We start from the raw sequence: 13,120 nt of genomic DNA, 5'->3' as shown, positions 1-13,120 counted from the left end.
CAGGACAAGGCCGACAAGGCCCGGGAGACAGCCCCGGGAGACAATGGAGCCATGACTGTCTCGAGCGCCCCTGTCGCCCTGCCGCCGCCCCAGACTGACGGCCTGTACCAGGTCATGCTGGTCTGCACCGGCAACATCTGCCGCTCCGCCATGGCGAGGGTGGTGCTGTGCGACCGCCTTGCTGCCGTAGGGGTGGACAGGGGGCCAGGTGGCGCAGCCAGGCGCGCTCAGCACGCTGTCTCGCGGCGGGTGCCCGTGGCCGGGACCAGCGTCGTGGTCTGGTCGGCAGGCACCTCCGACGAGGAGGAGGGCAGTCCCATTGACCCCCGGGCGCGGCGCGTGCTGGCTGAGGCGGGCTACACCAGCCCGACGGCCTCTGAGGCCATTGCGGGCCACCGTGCCCACCGCATCAGCGACGCTGAGATCCTGGGTAACGACCTTCTCCTGGCCATGACCGCCCACCACTGGCGTGAGCTGCGGCGCCGGGGTGAGCGCCTGGGCGCTGACCCCTCCCGTGTAGTGATGTACCGGGCGCTGGATCCTGAGGTGTCGCCTCAGCCGGGTGCGTCGCCGGTATCCGGCACTGCGGCGGCTCCGGGGGCGGTGCCAGACCTGCCCGATCCCTGGTACGGGTCCGTGGAGGACTTTACTGACACGCTCCAGGTGGTCGAGCGTGTCAGTGACGAGCTGGCCGTGCGGCTGCGGCCCTGGATGTGAGGCTGCCGGGCGCTCAGCCCAGCCGGGCCCGCAGCCACTGGGTGACCGAGGCCAGGTACTGGGCTCGGGCGGCGGGCCGGGACAGCGACAGGTCGTGGACCCCCTCGGGGACCTGACAGACCGTCACGTCCGGTCCCAGGAGGGGTGCGCGTGCCAGCATCTGCTCCACTGACAGCACCACGTCGCTGCGCTGGGCCTCCTGGACCGTCGGTGATACCGGCCCCGTGGTCGTCGAGCAGCACAGCAGGACAGGCTCCTGGATGCCCAGGCCGTGGTGCACCTCGCGGTGCAGGCGGCGGACCGCTGTCAGGAAGCCGGCGCGCGCCGGGAGGGACACCGCCGGCTTGAGGGCCAGGTCCCAGTCCCACTCACCCTCCCAGTGCTGGTGCAGGGAGCGTACGTAGACGTCGGGGACGCCGGCTCCCCGCCTCGGGTTGCGGGGGTCGGGGATGACTCGGTCGGGGTCGTGACGGGACAGGAGATCCACGAAGGCGGTTCCGTAGGAGCGCATGAACGCGGAGGCCTGTAGGTCCAGCCAGGGTGAGTTGAGGACTACTGCCTGCACCGTGGCCGGGTGGTCGGCCGCCCAGATGACTGCCTGCAGGCCACCGGTGGAGTGCCCGTTGAGGACCACGGTTGCGTGCCCGTGCTCGGTGCGGATGACGTGCAGCGCCTTGGCGATCTCCTCGTCGTGGACGCGGAGGTCGCGCACGCTGTGGGGGCGTGGGTGCCCGATCCCGGCCCGGGCGCAGGAGCGCAGCTCGAGGGCGTAGAACTCGTAGCCCGTCTCCAGGTAGGCCTGGGCTAGGTGGGTCTGGAAGAAGTAGTCGCTGTGGCCGTGGATGTAGAGCACGGCCTTGGCGTGTCGTGGCACGCCTGCCCGCCCGGCCTGGTGCTGATGGACCAGGACGGCGTGGTGGGCGCCGGGCGCCTTCCGGGGTGACTCCCGCACGGGGAGGTGCCGGGCCACCCACGGGTCTCCCAGGATGTCAGGTGTGAGGCTCTCGGCGAGGGGGCCGGAGGCAGACGAGGGTGAGGACGGTGCGGGACTCATAGTGTGATCCAAGCACAGTCCTCGACGCGCGGAGGCCTCCTGGGGCGGGTGTCAGCATAGTTGTGGGCGAGCTTGTGCCCCGTGGCTCGGCCATGGCGTGAGGGTGTCAGCTTGCTTGCGGGGTCCCGGATGCGTAACGTGTAGCCGACCATCCAGAGCAGCCGAGAGACCTGGCTCGTTGACGTTGCAGCAACCCCCGTCGCGGTGCGGGTGCTTCCGCCAGGACCGATGGAGGTAGCAGTGAGCGGACCAGCGGTGAGCACACCGGCTCCCGAGGAGGACGCCCCGGCGTCGCCCGACCCCATGATCTCGCTGAAGGACGTCCGCAAGGTCTACCGACTACGTGGAGGAGCGCAGGTGCGTGCCCTGGACGGGCTGAGCCTTGACGTCGCCCCCGGGACCATCCACGGCATCGTCGGGACCTCCGGGGCGGGCAAGTCCACGCTGGTGCGCTGCCTGACCTCCCTGGAGCGTCCCACCCAGGGGCGCATCCGTGTGGCCGGGCAGGACATGACATCCCTGTCCGCGCGTCAGCTGCGTGAGGCCCGCCGTCGTATCGGGATGGTCTTCCAGCACGCCAACCTCCTGGACCAGCGCACCACGGCGCAGAACATTGCCTACCCCCTGGCCCTGGCGGGCGTGCCCAGGGGCCAGCGCCGCCAGACCGTCGAGCGCATGCTTGAGCTCGTGGGACTGGCTGACCGGGGTGCCTCCTACCCGGCACAGCTCTCCGGCGGTCAGAAGCAGCGTGTCGGTATCGCCCGGGCGCTGGCCGACGACCCCTCCGTCCTCCTGTGCGATGAGCCCACCTCTGCCCTGGACCCGGAGACCACGCGCTCCATCCTGGACCTTATCAGGGACGTGCGTGACGCCCTGGGGCTGACCGTCATTATCATCACCCACGAGATGAGCGTGGTCCGCCAGGTCTGTGACGCGGTGAGCCTGCTGGAGGCAGGCCGGGTCGTGGAGGGCGGCCGCCTGGAGGACGTCGTGCTCGACACCTCCTCCCGGCTCTCCCGTGAGGTGGTCCCCCTCCCGGCGGTCCCTGAGGCTGCTCGGTCCCAGGGGGATGCCGTCCTTGACGTCTGTGTCACGGCACACCCTGGTGAGCCGGCCGCTGTTGCCCTGATGTCGATGGTGGCCGAGCTGGGCGGGGACATCGCCTCCGGGGTCTTCGAGACGGTCGGGGCAGCCCAGATCGGCCGTCTAGCCGTGACTGTTCCTGCTACCCAGGCATCGCGCTGCGTCACCGCGCTGCGCCAGGCCGGTATCACTGCGGAGGTACGAGCGTGAGTCTTCTTATGAGTGTCTCTGCTGCCGCGCACGGCTCCACGCAGGCGGCTCTGGGTGCGGCCCCTGTGCTTCTGGCAGCCAGCAGTGAGGACCAGACGTGGCAGAACAACCCGGTGTTCGAGCGCAGGCTCCTGAGCGCCGTCACCGAGACGATGCAGATGACCTTTGTCTCGGGCTTCCTGACAGTCGTCCTGGGGCTGCTCCTGGGACTGGCGCTGGTGACCACGGGCACGCGTGGACAGCACCGCAATCGTCCTCTCTACGAGGTCCTCTCCTTCGTGGTCAACGTCGGGCGCTCCATGCCCTTCATCATCCTCATGGTCGCGATCGCCTCCTTGACGCGGCTGATTGTGGGCACCTCCCTGGGCTGGCAGGCCGTCTGCGTCCCGCTGACCATCGGGGCGATTCCCTTCTACGCGCGACTAGTGGAGACGGCGGTCAACAACGTGGACCACGGCAAGGTCGAGGCGGCTCTTATGATGGGGGCCTCCGGGACCCAGATCACCTGGGGGGTGCTAGTCCGGGAGGCGCTGCCCACTCTCATCCAGTCGGCCACGGTGACCCTGATCGCCCTCCTGGGCTACACCGCCATGGCGGGCACCATCGGGGCGGGGGCCTGGGGACCTCGCCATCCAGTACGGCTACAACCGCAGCATGTCTGATGTCATGGTCGTCTCCGTCGTCCTGATCCTGCTGATCGTCGCTGTCATCCAGCTGGCTGGCGACATGCTCAGCCGGCTGGTGGACCACCGCTGAGGCAACCACCAGCCGGAGGAACGGCGAGCCGCCTCGGTCCTGGCAGCTGCTGGGGGATGACTGGTCTTATCCACGGCAGCGGCTGCCCGGCACCCCCGGTACGACGCCTGGCCTCGGCGGCAGTCGGCCTGTGCTGGCGACTGCCTACCTGACCCCCTGCAACTGCCGTGGCCAGCGCCCTGCTGGCCTGGGACCCACGGCTCGTATCTGAAAGGACCTCTCACATGTCTTCCGTTTCTCCTGTCTCTGCCCGGCGTCGCGTGGCGACGGCACCGGGCAGGTCGGTCGGCCTGACCCGTCGCGCCTTCTCCACCGGCCTCGTCGTGGCTGTCGGGGCGACCCTGGCCGCTTGCAGCAGCAGCTCGGGGCCGATCCCCGGTACTGAGCAGCAGGGCGACGACGTCGTCATCTCGATCGGTGCCACGCCCGTCCCCCACGTGCAGATCCTGCAGTACGTCCAGGACAACCTGGTCGAGGGCAGCGGTATCAGCCTGGACATCGTGGAGATCAACGACTACCAGACGCCGAACACCTCCTTGAACGATGGTGACCTGGCTGCCAACTTCTACCAGACCCCCAACTTCTTGGAGCAGCAGATCGACGAGAAGGGCTACGACTTCGTCAGTATTGCCGACGTCCACATCGAGCCCCTGGGCCTGTACTCCTCCAAGTACACCTCGGTGGACGACCTGCCTGAGGGGGGTCTTATCCTGATCAACAGTGACCCTGCCAACGCGGCCCGCGGGCTGCAGCTGCTGGCTGACAACGGTCTCATCGAGCTGGACGAGTCCGTCGAGATGCCCAGCGCCAACGACGTCACCTCTAACCCGAGCGGCTTCGAGTTCGAGACCGTCGACGGGGCGCAGACGGCCGCCTCCATGCCTGATGCCGCCGCCGCGGTGATCAACGGCAACTACGCCATCGACGCGGGCCTGGCCCCCAACGAGGACTCGCTGCTCCTGGAGACGGCTGAGGGTAGCCCCCACGTCAACCAGCTCGTCGTGCGCGCCGGGGACCGGGAGGAGGCGAGCCTCCAGAAGCTCGCTGAGCTCCTCAACCACGACGACGTGCGCGCCTTTATTGAGGAGAACTGGAGCGACGGCTCGGTGCTGCCTGCCTTCTGAGGAGCTTCGGGGTGCTGAGGAGCCCCGGGGTGCCCTGTGCTGCGTGCGAGCCGGGGCTGCCGTGGTCTCCTGCCCGGCACCTGGGCGCCAATCACGGTTGGTCAGCCTAGGTGCCGGGGGCGTAGGCGGTCAGCGTGCCGTCCCCAGGCGAGGCGGCGATGACAAGCTCGGGGGAGGAAGCCGTGTAGGTGGTGCCGTCCTGCGGGTCTGTTCCTGGGAACTCGACCTCCGCGCCAGTGCGCAGGTCCATGATGGAGGTGAAGGCGTTCGTTGGGTTGTAGGAGTTCGGGACCAGGGCGATGGCGGTGCGCTGGCTGAGCAGTATCCCCGTAGCGGGGCAGGAGGTGGTGTCCGTGGAGCGGTGCGGTACCGGGAACGAGTTCTCACCCTCCACGACGACCTCATAGACGCAGTAGCTGCTGTCGGTGCGTACCAGCACGCCGCTGGCGGAGGGACCAGGGTCGCGCAGGTCTGAGGTGATCTGGTCCAAAGTCCTCAGAGCGGTCCAGGAGCCGACGGTGTGCAGGGACTTCTCCCGCGGCACCGTGATCTCATCGAGCTTCGACCCCTCGACTGTGTAGGTGGTGACAGTCTGAGCGCTCCTGCCGGCCCGGCTGGAGACGAGTGCCCACCCGTCCTGGGCCGCGAGGGTGTAGGCATAGTCGCTGCGCGGGCCCGTCAGCGGGAGCGGATCCCCGGTCGCCATGTTGATGACGGCCCCCGCGATGATGACGAACTCGTCGTCGCCGTGCCGGAAGACCGGGAGGTAGACGCTGCTGGTGTAGTCGGCTGAGGCTCCGTCGCTGTAGGCGTCCGTGCCCATGTCCGGCAGGGAGAGGGACCACAGCCGCTCGCGGTCCTCACCCCAGGCTGTACACCTGTCGCTCTCGGTACAGGTGATGGCGGTCGTGCCTGCGATACCGGCCGCCTGGTCGTCGTTCCACGGGGCGCTGCTCGTGGACCCGGTCTCCAGGTCGATGAGGACCGAGCCGTAGACGGCGGTGCTCTGTCCCCACAGGGTCAGTGGTGTCGGGGTGTCCAGGGGATCGACAGGGCTGTCCTCACCGGGCCTGGGAAGTTCGGAGGTCCAGATGTCCTCCAGTGCTGTGGGCGTCACCCTGTACCCGTGAGCGGTGACCGTGTCACTGGTGCTGTCCTGCCCGGACAGTGCCAGGAGGTAGCTCCCGAGGACGACGACCTCGGCGTCACGATCGACCGCCTCCCGCCACAGTGTGTGGGCGCCGGCGACCCAGGAGTCGGACAGCATCACCACGCCTGTCGTGCTGACGGTGGTACTGGACCAGTCCCGTTGCCACCAGTACCAGCCAGCCCCGCCGACACCGCCCAGTGCCAGGAGGACCGCCAGGACGACGGCGAGTGACCGGGCCAGCCTCCGCCTGCGGGGCGGTCTGGGCGTCAGGGTGGTGAGGGGAGGCGAGGGTGGAGCAGCAGACGGGGCGGCGGATGGTCCGGGTGTGAGCGGTGCGTCTGTGCGAGACGCGGCAGCCCAGGGGTGCGGCGCTGCCTCTGCCTTCTGCGACTGTCTCCTGAGGGCCTCCTGAACCCTCGGGTCAGCGGACTGGGCTACGTGCTTCAGCAGCGGCGACGGCGTGGCAGGGTTCGCTGCCAGGACGGGGTGCAGGTCAGGGCGTGCAGCCGCGATCCGCTCCAGGTCGCCGGGTGGGGCGAACCGGCTGGCTGCTGTCGCGGCGTCACGGTCGACGGCGTCACGGTCCACGGTGGTGTGGTCCGTTGCCGATGCCCACCCGCCTGCTGCGCTCTGCGACTCACTCACGAGGGAAGCATAGTGAGTGCTGCGCCCTGCAGACGGCGCGCGACCAGCACTCGGGCTGCCTTGGGCCCGGGCTAGTCCACGATCCCGTAGAGCCGGTCCCCGGCGTCGCCCAGGCCCGGCACGATGTAGGCGTGCTCGTTGAGGCTGTCATCTACTGCAGCGGTCACCACAGTGACGTTGGCGCGCTGGCCGACCGCCGCCTCCAGGGCGGCTACGCCCTCGGGGGCAGCGATGAGGCAGATGGCGGTGACGTCGCGGGCGCCGCGTTCCAGCAGGTAGTCGATGGCTGCGACCAGGGTGTGCCCGGTGGCCAGCATCGGGTCGATGACGAAGCACTGGCGCCCCGATAGGTCCTCGGGGAGGCGGTTGGCGTAGGTCTCTACCTCAAGGGTGTCGTCGTCGCGCTTCATGCCGAGGAACCCGACCTCAGCCGTGGGTAGCAGCCGGGTCATGCCCTCCAGCATGCCCAGCCCGGCCCGCAGGATCGGCACCACGATAGGGCGAGGGTCGGCCAGACGGCGGCAGTGGGCCACGGCCACGGGAGTGGTGATGTCCACCTGCTCGGTACGCACCTCCCGTGTGGCCTCGTAGGCCAGGAGGGTCACGAGCTCGTCTACCAGCAGGCGGAAGACCGCCGAGGGTGTCCTGGCGTCACGCAGGACGGAGAGCTTGTGGTTGATGAGCGGGTGGTCGGCAACGAGCAGGCGCATGGGACCAGGGTACGGTCCCTGCCTGCGTCTGGCCTGGTAGGCGTCCCCGCGAGGATGCTGCGGGGGACGCTGAAGGGGATGCCACAGGACGGCAGGGATGCTGCACATCGTCGACGCGTCCTCCGGCCGAGTGTGTCTTGCGTAGCGTGTAGGACCTTGCGGATCAGGCGTGGGGACACGGAGGGGAAGCCCGATCGTTGTGGCTCGCCGATCGGTGTGACCTAATTTGCACATAGCCAGGCCTGTTGCGCAAGGCAGCGCGCCGGGAGATACGCGGCTGGCGCAGTCTGGGCTGGGCTGTGCGCCGCGTTCTCGCGGCGCCATTACCATGGCAATGCGGTGAGGCGTCACGTGCAGGCGCTTCGACAGCGTGAGAAAGCAGCAGGGGTGTCTGCGGTGATGCGCGCGGCTCCGCCGAGTCCACCGCAGCCCGTCGAAGAGCTGTCAGAGGACCACGAAGGAGTGTCATGACTACCCAGACCATTCCGGACATCATTCTTAACAACGGGGTGACCATCCCGCAGATCGGCTACGGCGTCTTCCTGACCCCGCCGGAGGAGACCGAGCAGGCGGTGCGCGAGGCCCTGGAGGTCGGCTACCGCCACATCGACACCGCCCAGGCCTACCGTAACGAGGCGGGTGTGGGGGCCGCCGTGGCGGCCTCCGGCCTGCCGCGCGAGGAGGTCTTCCTGACCACCAAGGTGTGGATCTCCAACGCCGGGGAGGCCAAGGCGGCTCGTTCCATCGACGGCTCCCTGCGCCGCCTGGGCACCGACTACATCGACCTGCTCCTGGTGCACCAGCCCTTCGGCGACTACTACGGCACCTACCGCGCCATGGAGAGGGCGCTGGAGTCGGGCAAGGTGCGCGCCATCGGCGTGTCCAACTTCTACCCTGACCGCTTTGTGGACCTGGCAGGCAACGTCGACGTGGCCCCTGCGGTCAACCAGATGGAGACCCACGTGTTCAACCAGCAGGTGGACAGCCGCCCCTGGTACGCCAAGTACGGTACTGCTCTGGAGTCCTGGGGGCCGCTGGCTCAGGGGAGGAACAACATCTTCACCCACCCGGTGCTTACGAGGGTAGGGCAGAGGCACGGCAAGACCGCGGCCCAGGTGGCCCTGCGCTACCTGCTGCAGCGCGACGTCATCATTATCCCTAAGTCGGTCCAGCGCGAGCGCATGGCCGCGAACCTCGACATTCTGGACTTCTCGCTAGACGAGGCTGACCTGGAGGCCGTGGCTGCCCTGGACGAGGGCCACAGCCTGACTGTCGACCACCGCGACCCTGAGCTCATCGGGTACCTGGCCACCTATCAGGTCGAGGAGGACTGAGCCCGTCGTCGTGCACCTTCTAGTGACAGGCTCGGGCGGGACCGCTGGCTTCTGCGGTCCCGCCCGACCCTGTTGTGCCTGTTCTGTGTACAGGCGTGCAGCGCGGGTGGCGTACGCCTGTACACGGCCGAGCGCTGTGCGGCGCCCTACTGGGCGGAACCGCCCGAGGCCCGGGCCGCCGTCTCGGTGAAGCCGAGGTACTCCAGCCAGCGCTCGTAGTGGTCCAGGACGTCGTGGGCTACCTGGTCGGCGGACCAGTCCATGAGGTCGTAGCCCTGGCCGCCGCCGCTGGGACGCACCTCCAGGCGCACGGTCAGGTCGTCTGCCTCGTGGACCACAGGACCGTAGGCGGGCACGGGAGCCTGGACCATGCGGACCACGTAGCGGAAGGAGTCCAGCCCGCTGGAACGTTCGTAGTCGGTGTCGAGGGAGTCCTCGCCCTCTGCGGACTCCCCGGCCTCGGTCGCGCTGACGACAAGGGTGGCGCGTCCCAGGAAGTTACGCTCGTCGTCGGGGTCCTGAGCCTCCTCACCCTCAACGACCACCTCAGCGTGCAGGTTCTCCTTGCGCAGCTCGGTGGCCACGGCCTCCAGGGCGGGGACGATGCGGTTGTCCAGGGCACGCTTGGCGCGGCTGGGGGAGACCGTGTTGAAGGTGTGGGAGAGCCGGTCCTGCCAGGAGATGCGCGTGAGCCCCGCTGCGGTCCCGGTCAGGCCCAGGCTGCGGTTACGGTAGGCCTGCGAGCGGGTCACGCTGTGGCTCGCCTCGGTGCTCAGCGCCTTCCACAGGCAGAACATGATGACGATGATGACGGCAGAGAAGGGCAGGGCCATGACGATGGTGGCCTGCTGGAGGATCGGGATGCCGCCGGCCACGAGCATGGCGATCGTGAGGACACCGACCAGGCTGGCCCAGAAGATCCGGAGCCAGGCAGGGGCGTCCTCTCTCTCGGAGCGCACGTGGCTGGACAGGCTGGACATCACCAGGGCGCCGGAGTCCGCGCTGGTGACGTAGAAGAGGATCCCGATGAACAGTGCCAGCGCGACGAGGAAGGTGCCCCCGGGGAGGTGAGTGAGCAGGGTGTAGAGCCCCTGCTCGGGCTCGTTGACGGTCAGCTCGGCGAAGTCCAGGTTGCCGGAGCGGATGAGGTCCAGCGCACTGTTGCCGAAGATCGAGCTCCACATGAGCACGTAGCTGAAGGGCAGGACCAGGGCGCCGATGACGAACTCGCGGATCGTGCGCCCGCGGGAGATGCGGGCTAGGAACATGCCGACGAAGGCGGCCCAGGCGATCCACCAGGCCCAGAAGAAGAGTGTCCAGCTGTTGAGCCACTCGGTGGGCCGGTCGTAGGCGTAGGTCTCCAGGGTCAGGGAGGGGAACTGGGTGATGAAGTCGCCGACGTTGCCCACGATCGCGTCAATGAGGAAGGCGGTGTCGCCGGTGACCAGGACCCACATGGCCAGGCCCACCGCGAGCAGGACGTTGATGTTGGACAGGACGCGCACGCCACGGTCCACCCCGGACACGGCGGAGATGGTGGCCATGAGCACGGACAGGACGATGAGCCCGATCTGTGTGGGGGTGCCCTGAGGCAGGCCGAACAGGATGGTCAGGGCGACGTTGAGCTGGACGACGCCGACTCCCAGTGAGGCGGCGATGCCCACGGCCCCGCCGATGAGCGTGGCGGCGTCAGCGACGTGCCCCAGCACGCCGTCGGCGCGGTCGCCGAGCAGGGGGCGCAGGGTGGAGCGCACGGCCAGGGGCTGGTGGCGACGGTAGGCGAAGTAGGCCAGGGCCATGCCGACGATGGAGTACAGGCCCCAGCCGGTGATGCCGTAGTGCAGGAGAGTCAGGACGATGGCGTTACGGGCGGCCTCGACAGTCTGGCCCTCTCCTGTGGGGGGCGCCATGTACTGGGCAACCGGCTCGGCCACGGCGTAGAACATGATGGCGGTTCCCACGCCTGCGGCGAAGAGCATGGCGGCCCAGGAGAAGGTGGAGAAGTCGGGGGTGGAGTTGCTGGGTCCCAGCCGGATCTTGCCGAACTTCGACAGCGCCAGGACGATGGAGAAGAGGAGGGTGACGGTGACCAGGAGGATGTAGAAGGAGCCGAACCAGCGACCCGTCCAGGAGACTGCGCTACCGAAGGCGTCTGACACCGCCCGGGGGAAGAAGATGGCGCTCAGGGCGATGACAGCGATGACGATGGCGGAGGAGACGAAGACCGGCGCGTTGAGGACCTGTCGCGGCGAGTGCTCAGTCTGCTGCTCCGTGGCTTCCTTGGCGGCAGCCCCGGTCATAGGACGTGCTGGTGGCTGAGACACCGATGTGCTCCGTTCGTAGTCACTGTGGCTCGTGCCTGTCGTGGTGACTCAGGCAGATTCGTGCAAACCGGGGCGACCCTGGCAGGTTCATGGAGATATGGCAACCGCAGCCCCTGCTGCGCTGCTGAAATCTGGTGGTACGACCTCTGGTATCTGGGGGAATGAGCGGGGTTGTTGTGAGATCTGTCTCTTCTGTCGCGAGGAGGTCTCTGCCCGGTTCTCGGGGCTGTTGGGGCGTGGTGCGTGCGGGACTGCGAGGCTGGTCTGCCATCCTGGGGCAGTGGGACAGGGGCCGAGGCTGGACGCGACGTGGGCGACGTCGGCGATACCGGGCTCCGCAGGCTCTTCTGGGATATTACCTCCTGCCTCTTCTGCCGACTCTGCAGCCATGGCGCGAGCGCTGGAGCTCGCGGCGGCGGCGGGAGAGCAGGGCGAGGTGCCGGTGGGCGCGGTGGTCCTGGGAGCCGACGGCCGAGTCCTGGCTGAGGCTGCCAACGCCTGTGAGGCCGAGCGCGACCCCACGGCGCACGCGGAGGTCCGGGCGCTGCGCGCCGCTGGAGCCGTCCTCGCGGACGCCCGGCTTCAGGGGTGCACGCTGGTGGTCACGCTTGAGCCGTGCACCATGTGTGCCGGCGCTCTTGTGCTGGCCCGGGTGGCGCGGCTCGTCCTGGGAGCCTGGGAGCCCAGGACCGGTGCCTGCGGCTCGGTGCGTGACGTGGTGCGCGATGCGCGCGCCAACCACCAGGTCGAGGTGCGTGCCGGGGTGCGGGCGCAGGAGTCGGCTGCCCTGCTGGAGGACTTCTTCTCCCGGCGACGGTAGGCGGCGGGAGGGCTGCCACGAGCGGCGTCGATGCTTTGGCCGAGGGCTCGTGGCCACGGTCCCCACTGTGACACACTAGGCCTGCAGGGGCCGGGCTGCGCCTGCCTTGTGGCGCTGCAAGGGGCACTGCAGGCAATGAAATGACCTGGGGGTAGCGATGGATCTTCGTACCTTTCTTGACTATGTCGCCTCTGGCCAGCCGATCCGTGGCGGAAGCCAGGAGGCGGCCTTCCAGAGCCAGCGTGCCGTGGAGGTCCAGCGTCTGACGGCCGAGCTCAACACCGGCTACCACGATCCGGGGGAAATCCGGGCGCTCATGGAGCGCATCACCACTCGCGCCGTCCCGGAGTCCTTCCGTCTCTTCCCGCCCTTCACCACAGACTTCGGAGCCAACATCCACCTGGGGGAGCAGGTCTTCATCAACTCCGGGTGCCGGTTCCAGGATCAGGGCGGCATCTGGGTCGGGGACCGCTGCTTTATCGGGCACGACGTGGTCCTGGCGACGCTGGACCACTCCCTTGCGGTCGCCGACCGGGCCACGACCCACCCGGCTCCGATCCGACTGGGCGACGACGTCTGGGTGGGAGCCAAGGTCGTTGTCACCAGCGGCGTCACGGTGGGGGACGGGGCGGTCCTGGCCGCAGGGGCAGTCGTGACCAGGGACGTGCCCGCGCGGACCGTCGTCGGCGGCGTCCCGGCCCGGGTCATCAGGCAGGTGCCTGAGGCCTGATGGGGCCGGTAAGGCCAGCCGGTAAGGCCAGTGGATCGCTGCGACACGGTCTTCCGCTGCTCGTGCGGCTGGAGCCTGCGCCCGTCGACCGGCCGCCCGGCGCCCGGTCAGCTATGTGGTGACCTACCTCGCAGCAGCCGCCCGTTGGAGGGAGCTGGAGGCCCCGTGTACCCTCGGTGCCACAAGGTAGCGTGTCCGAGCGGCCGAAGGTGCAGATCTCGAAAGTCTGTGTGGTTTACAGCCACCCTGGGTTCGAATCCCAGCGCTACCGCCGCAGTGCCCGGGTGGCCCCTCACGATGACGGGGCGACCCGGGCTTACGTGTGCGCAGCGGTGCCGTGGTTCCTGTGCTGCTGGCGGCCTGACCTGCCGGTGTGCGTAACGGCTCAGCCTGGTCTGCTCAAGCGCTTATGTGACGAATCTTGCCTTGACTGGACGGCGGTCCGGCGTGGCGAGAGAACTTC

Annotated in this window: 10 protein-coding genes, 1 tRNA gene, 1 pseudogene and 1 riboswitch; of the genes and pseudogenes, 8 read left to right on the top strand and 4 right to left on the bottom strand. The window is 68.6% G+C overall.

Annotated features, from left to right (window positions below; genetic code table 11):
- The first annotated feature begins 51 nt into the window (after positions 1-51).
- Positions 52-717, top strand: coding sequence for an arsenate reductase/protein-tyrosine-phosphatase family protein (locus tag D5R93_RS12350; protein WP_119835615.1), 666 nt, complete (start codon positions 52-54; stop codon positions 715-717).
- Between the two features lie 13 nt (positions 718-730).
- On the opposite strand, the gene D5R93_RS12345 is transcribed toward D5R93_RS12350, so the two are convergent.
- On the bottom strand, positions 731-1,771 hold the full coding sequence (locus D5R93_RS12345; RefSeq protein ID WP_119835474.1) for an alpha/beta hydrolase: 1,041 nt from the start codon (positions 1,769-1,771) through the stop codon (positions 731-733).
- A 145-nt stretch (positions 1,772-1,916) separates the two neighbouring features.
- Positions 1,917-2,006, top strand: a riboswitch (SAM riboswitch).
- Between D5R93_RS12345 and D5R93_RS12340 the strand changes: the two genes are divergently transcribed.
- From D5R93_RS12340 to D5R93_RS12330, 3 genes and pseudogenes are all read left to right on the top strand, one after another.
- On the top strand, positions 2,000-3,064 hold the full coding sequence (locus D5R93_RS12340) for a methionine ABC transporter ATP-binding protein (protein ID WP_396027217.1): 1,065 nt from the start codon (positions 2,000-2,002) through the stop codon (positions 3,062-3,064). It overlaps the preceding riboswitch by 7 nt.
- An 8-nt stretch (positions 3,065-3,072) precedes the next feature.
- Positions 3,073-3,820: pseudogene (locus D5R93_RS12335) on the top strand (methionine ABC transporter permease).
- A 224-nt stretch (positions 3,821-4,044) separates the two neighbouring features.
- Complete coding sequence (locus D5R93_RS12330) at positions 4,045-4,944, top strand: MetQ/NlpA family ABC transporter substrate-binding protein (protein ID WP_119835477.1); 900 nt, start codon at positions 4,045-4,047, stop codon at positions 4,942-4,944.
- Positions 4,945-5,050: 106 nt separating this feature from the next.
- Here the strand turns inward: D5R93_RS12330 and D5R93_RS12325 are convergent, their stop codons facing one another.
- Together D5R93_RS12325 and upp are read right to left on the bottom strand one after the other, a co-directional pair.
- Positions 5,051-6,739 (bottom strand): variant leucine-rich repeat-containing protein, encoded by a 1,689-nt coding sequence (locus D5R93_RS12325; RefSeq protein ID WP_162933972.1) that lies wholly within the window; start codon positions 6,737-6,739, stop codon positions 5,051-5,053.
- A 71-nt stretch (positions 6,740-6,810) separates the two neighbouring features.
- Entirely contained in the window at positions 6,811-7,449 is a 639-nt protein-coding gene (gene upp / locus D5R93_RS12320; protein WP_119835616.1) for a uracil phosphoribosyltransferase, read from the bottom strand.
- A 467-nt stretch (positions 7,450-7,916) separates the two neighbouring features.
- Between upp and D5R93_RS12315 the strand changes: the two genes are divergently transcribed.
- Positions 7,917-8,783, top strand: coding sequence for an aldo/keto reductase (locus tag D5R93_RS12315; RefSeq protein WP_119835479.1), 867 nt, complete (start codon positions 7,917-7,919; stop codon positions 8,781-8,783).
- 146 nt (positions 8,784-8,929) lie between these two features.
- Here D5R93_RS12315 and betT read toward each other — a convergent pair whose 3' ends face one another.
- Complete coding sequence (betT, locus tag D5R93_RS12310) at positions 8,930-11,083, bottom strand: choline BCCT transporter BetT (protein WP_120205503.1); 2,154 nt, start codon at positions 11,081-11,083, stop codon at positions 8,930-8,932.
- A gap of 376 nt (positions 11,084-11,459) precedes the next feature.
- Between betT and tadA the strand changes: the two genes are divergently transcribed.
- From tadA to D5R93_RS13435, 3 genes are all read left to right on the top strand, one after another.
- Positions 11,460-11,927: a tRNA adenosine(34) deaminase TadA gene (gene tadA, locus D5R93_RS12305; protein ID WP_279221436.1), complete on the top strand. Its 468-nt coding sequence runs from the start codon at positions 11,460-11,462 to the stop codon at positions 11,925-11,927.
- A 157-nt stretch (positions 11,928-12,084) separates the two neighbouring features.
- Positions 12,085-12,657, top strand: coding sequence for a DapH/DapD/GlmU-related protein (locus D5R93_RS12300; RefSeq protein WP_119835482.1), 573 nt, complete (start codon positions 12,085-12,087; stop codon positions 12,655-12,657).
- Positions 12,658-12,842: 185 nt separating this feature from the next.
- Positions 12,843-12,928: transfer RNA gene (locus D5R93_RS13435), tRNA-Ser, on the top strand.
- The last annotated feature ends 192 nt before the right edge of the window (positions 12,929-13,120 follow it).

Origin of the sequence: Actinomyces lilanjuaniae, assembly GCF_003606385.1 — a bacterium.
Classification (GTDB): domain Bacteria; phylum Actinomycetota; class Actinomycetes; order Actinomycetales; family Actinomycetaceae; genus Actinomyces; species Actinomyces lilanjuaniae.
The sequence above is the reverse complement of the archived record's forward strand: the minus strand, read 5'-3'. Positions and strand labels throughout refer to the sequence as shown.

Coding starts and splice junctions, on each gene's coding strand:
- D5R93_RS12330 (WP_119835477.1), top strand. CDS start 4,045: ATGTCTTCCGTTTCTCCTGTCTCTGCCCGGCGTCGCGTGGCGACGGCA.
- D5R93_RS12300 (WP_119835482.1), top strand. CDS start 12,085: ATGGATCTTCGTACCTTTCTTGACTATGTCGCCTCTGGCCAGCCGATC.
- D5R93_RS12340 (WP_396027217.1), top strand. CDS start 2,000: ATGGAGGTAGCAGTGAGCGGACCAGCGGTGAGCACACCGGCTCCCGAG.
- D5R93_RS12345 (WP_119835474.1), bottom strand. CDS start 1,771: ATGAGTCCCGCACCGTCCTCACCCTCGTCTGCCTCCGGCCCCCTCGCC.
- upp (WP_119835616.1), bottom strand. CDS start 7,449: ATGCGCCTGCTCGTTGCCGACCACCCGCTCATCAACCACAAGCTCTCC.
- D5R93_RS12350 (WP_119835615.1), top strand. CDS start 52: ATGACTGTCTCGAGCGCCCCTGTCGCCCTGCCGCCGCCCCAGACTGAC.
- D5R93_RS12315 (WP_119835479.1), top strand. CDS start 7,917: ATGACTACCCAGACCATTCCGGACATCATTCTTAACAACGGGGTGACC.
- betT (WP_120205503.1), bottom strand. CDS start 11,083: ATGACCGGGGCTGCCGCCAAGGAAGCCACGGAGCAGCAGACTGAGCAC.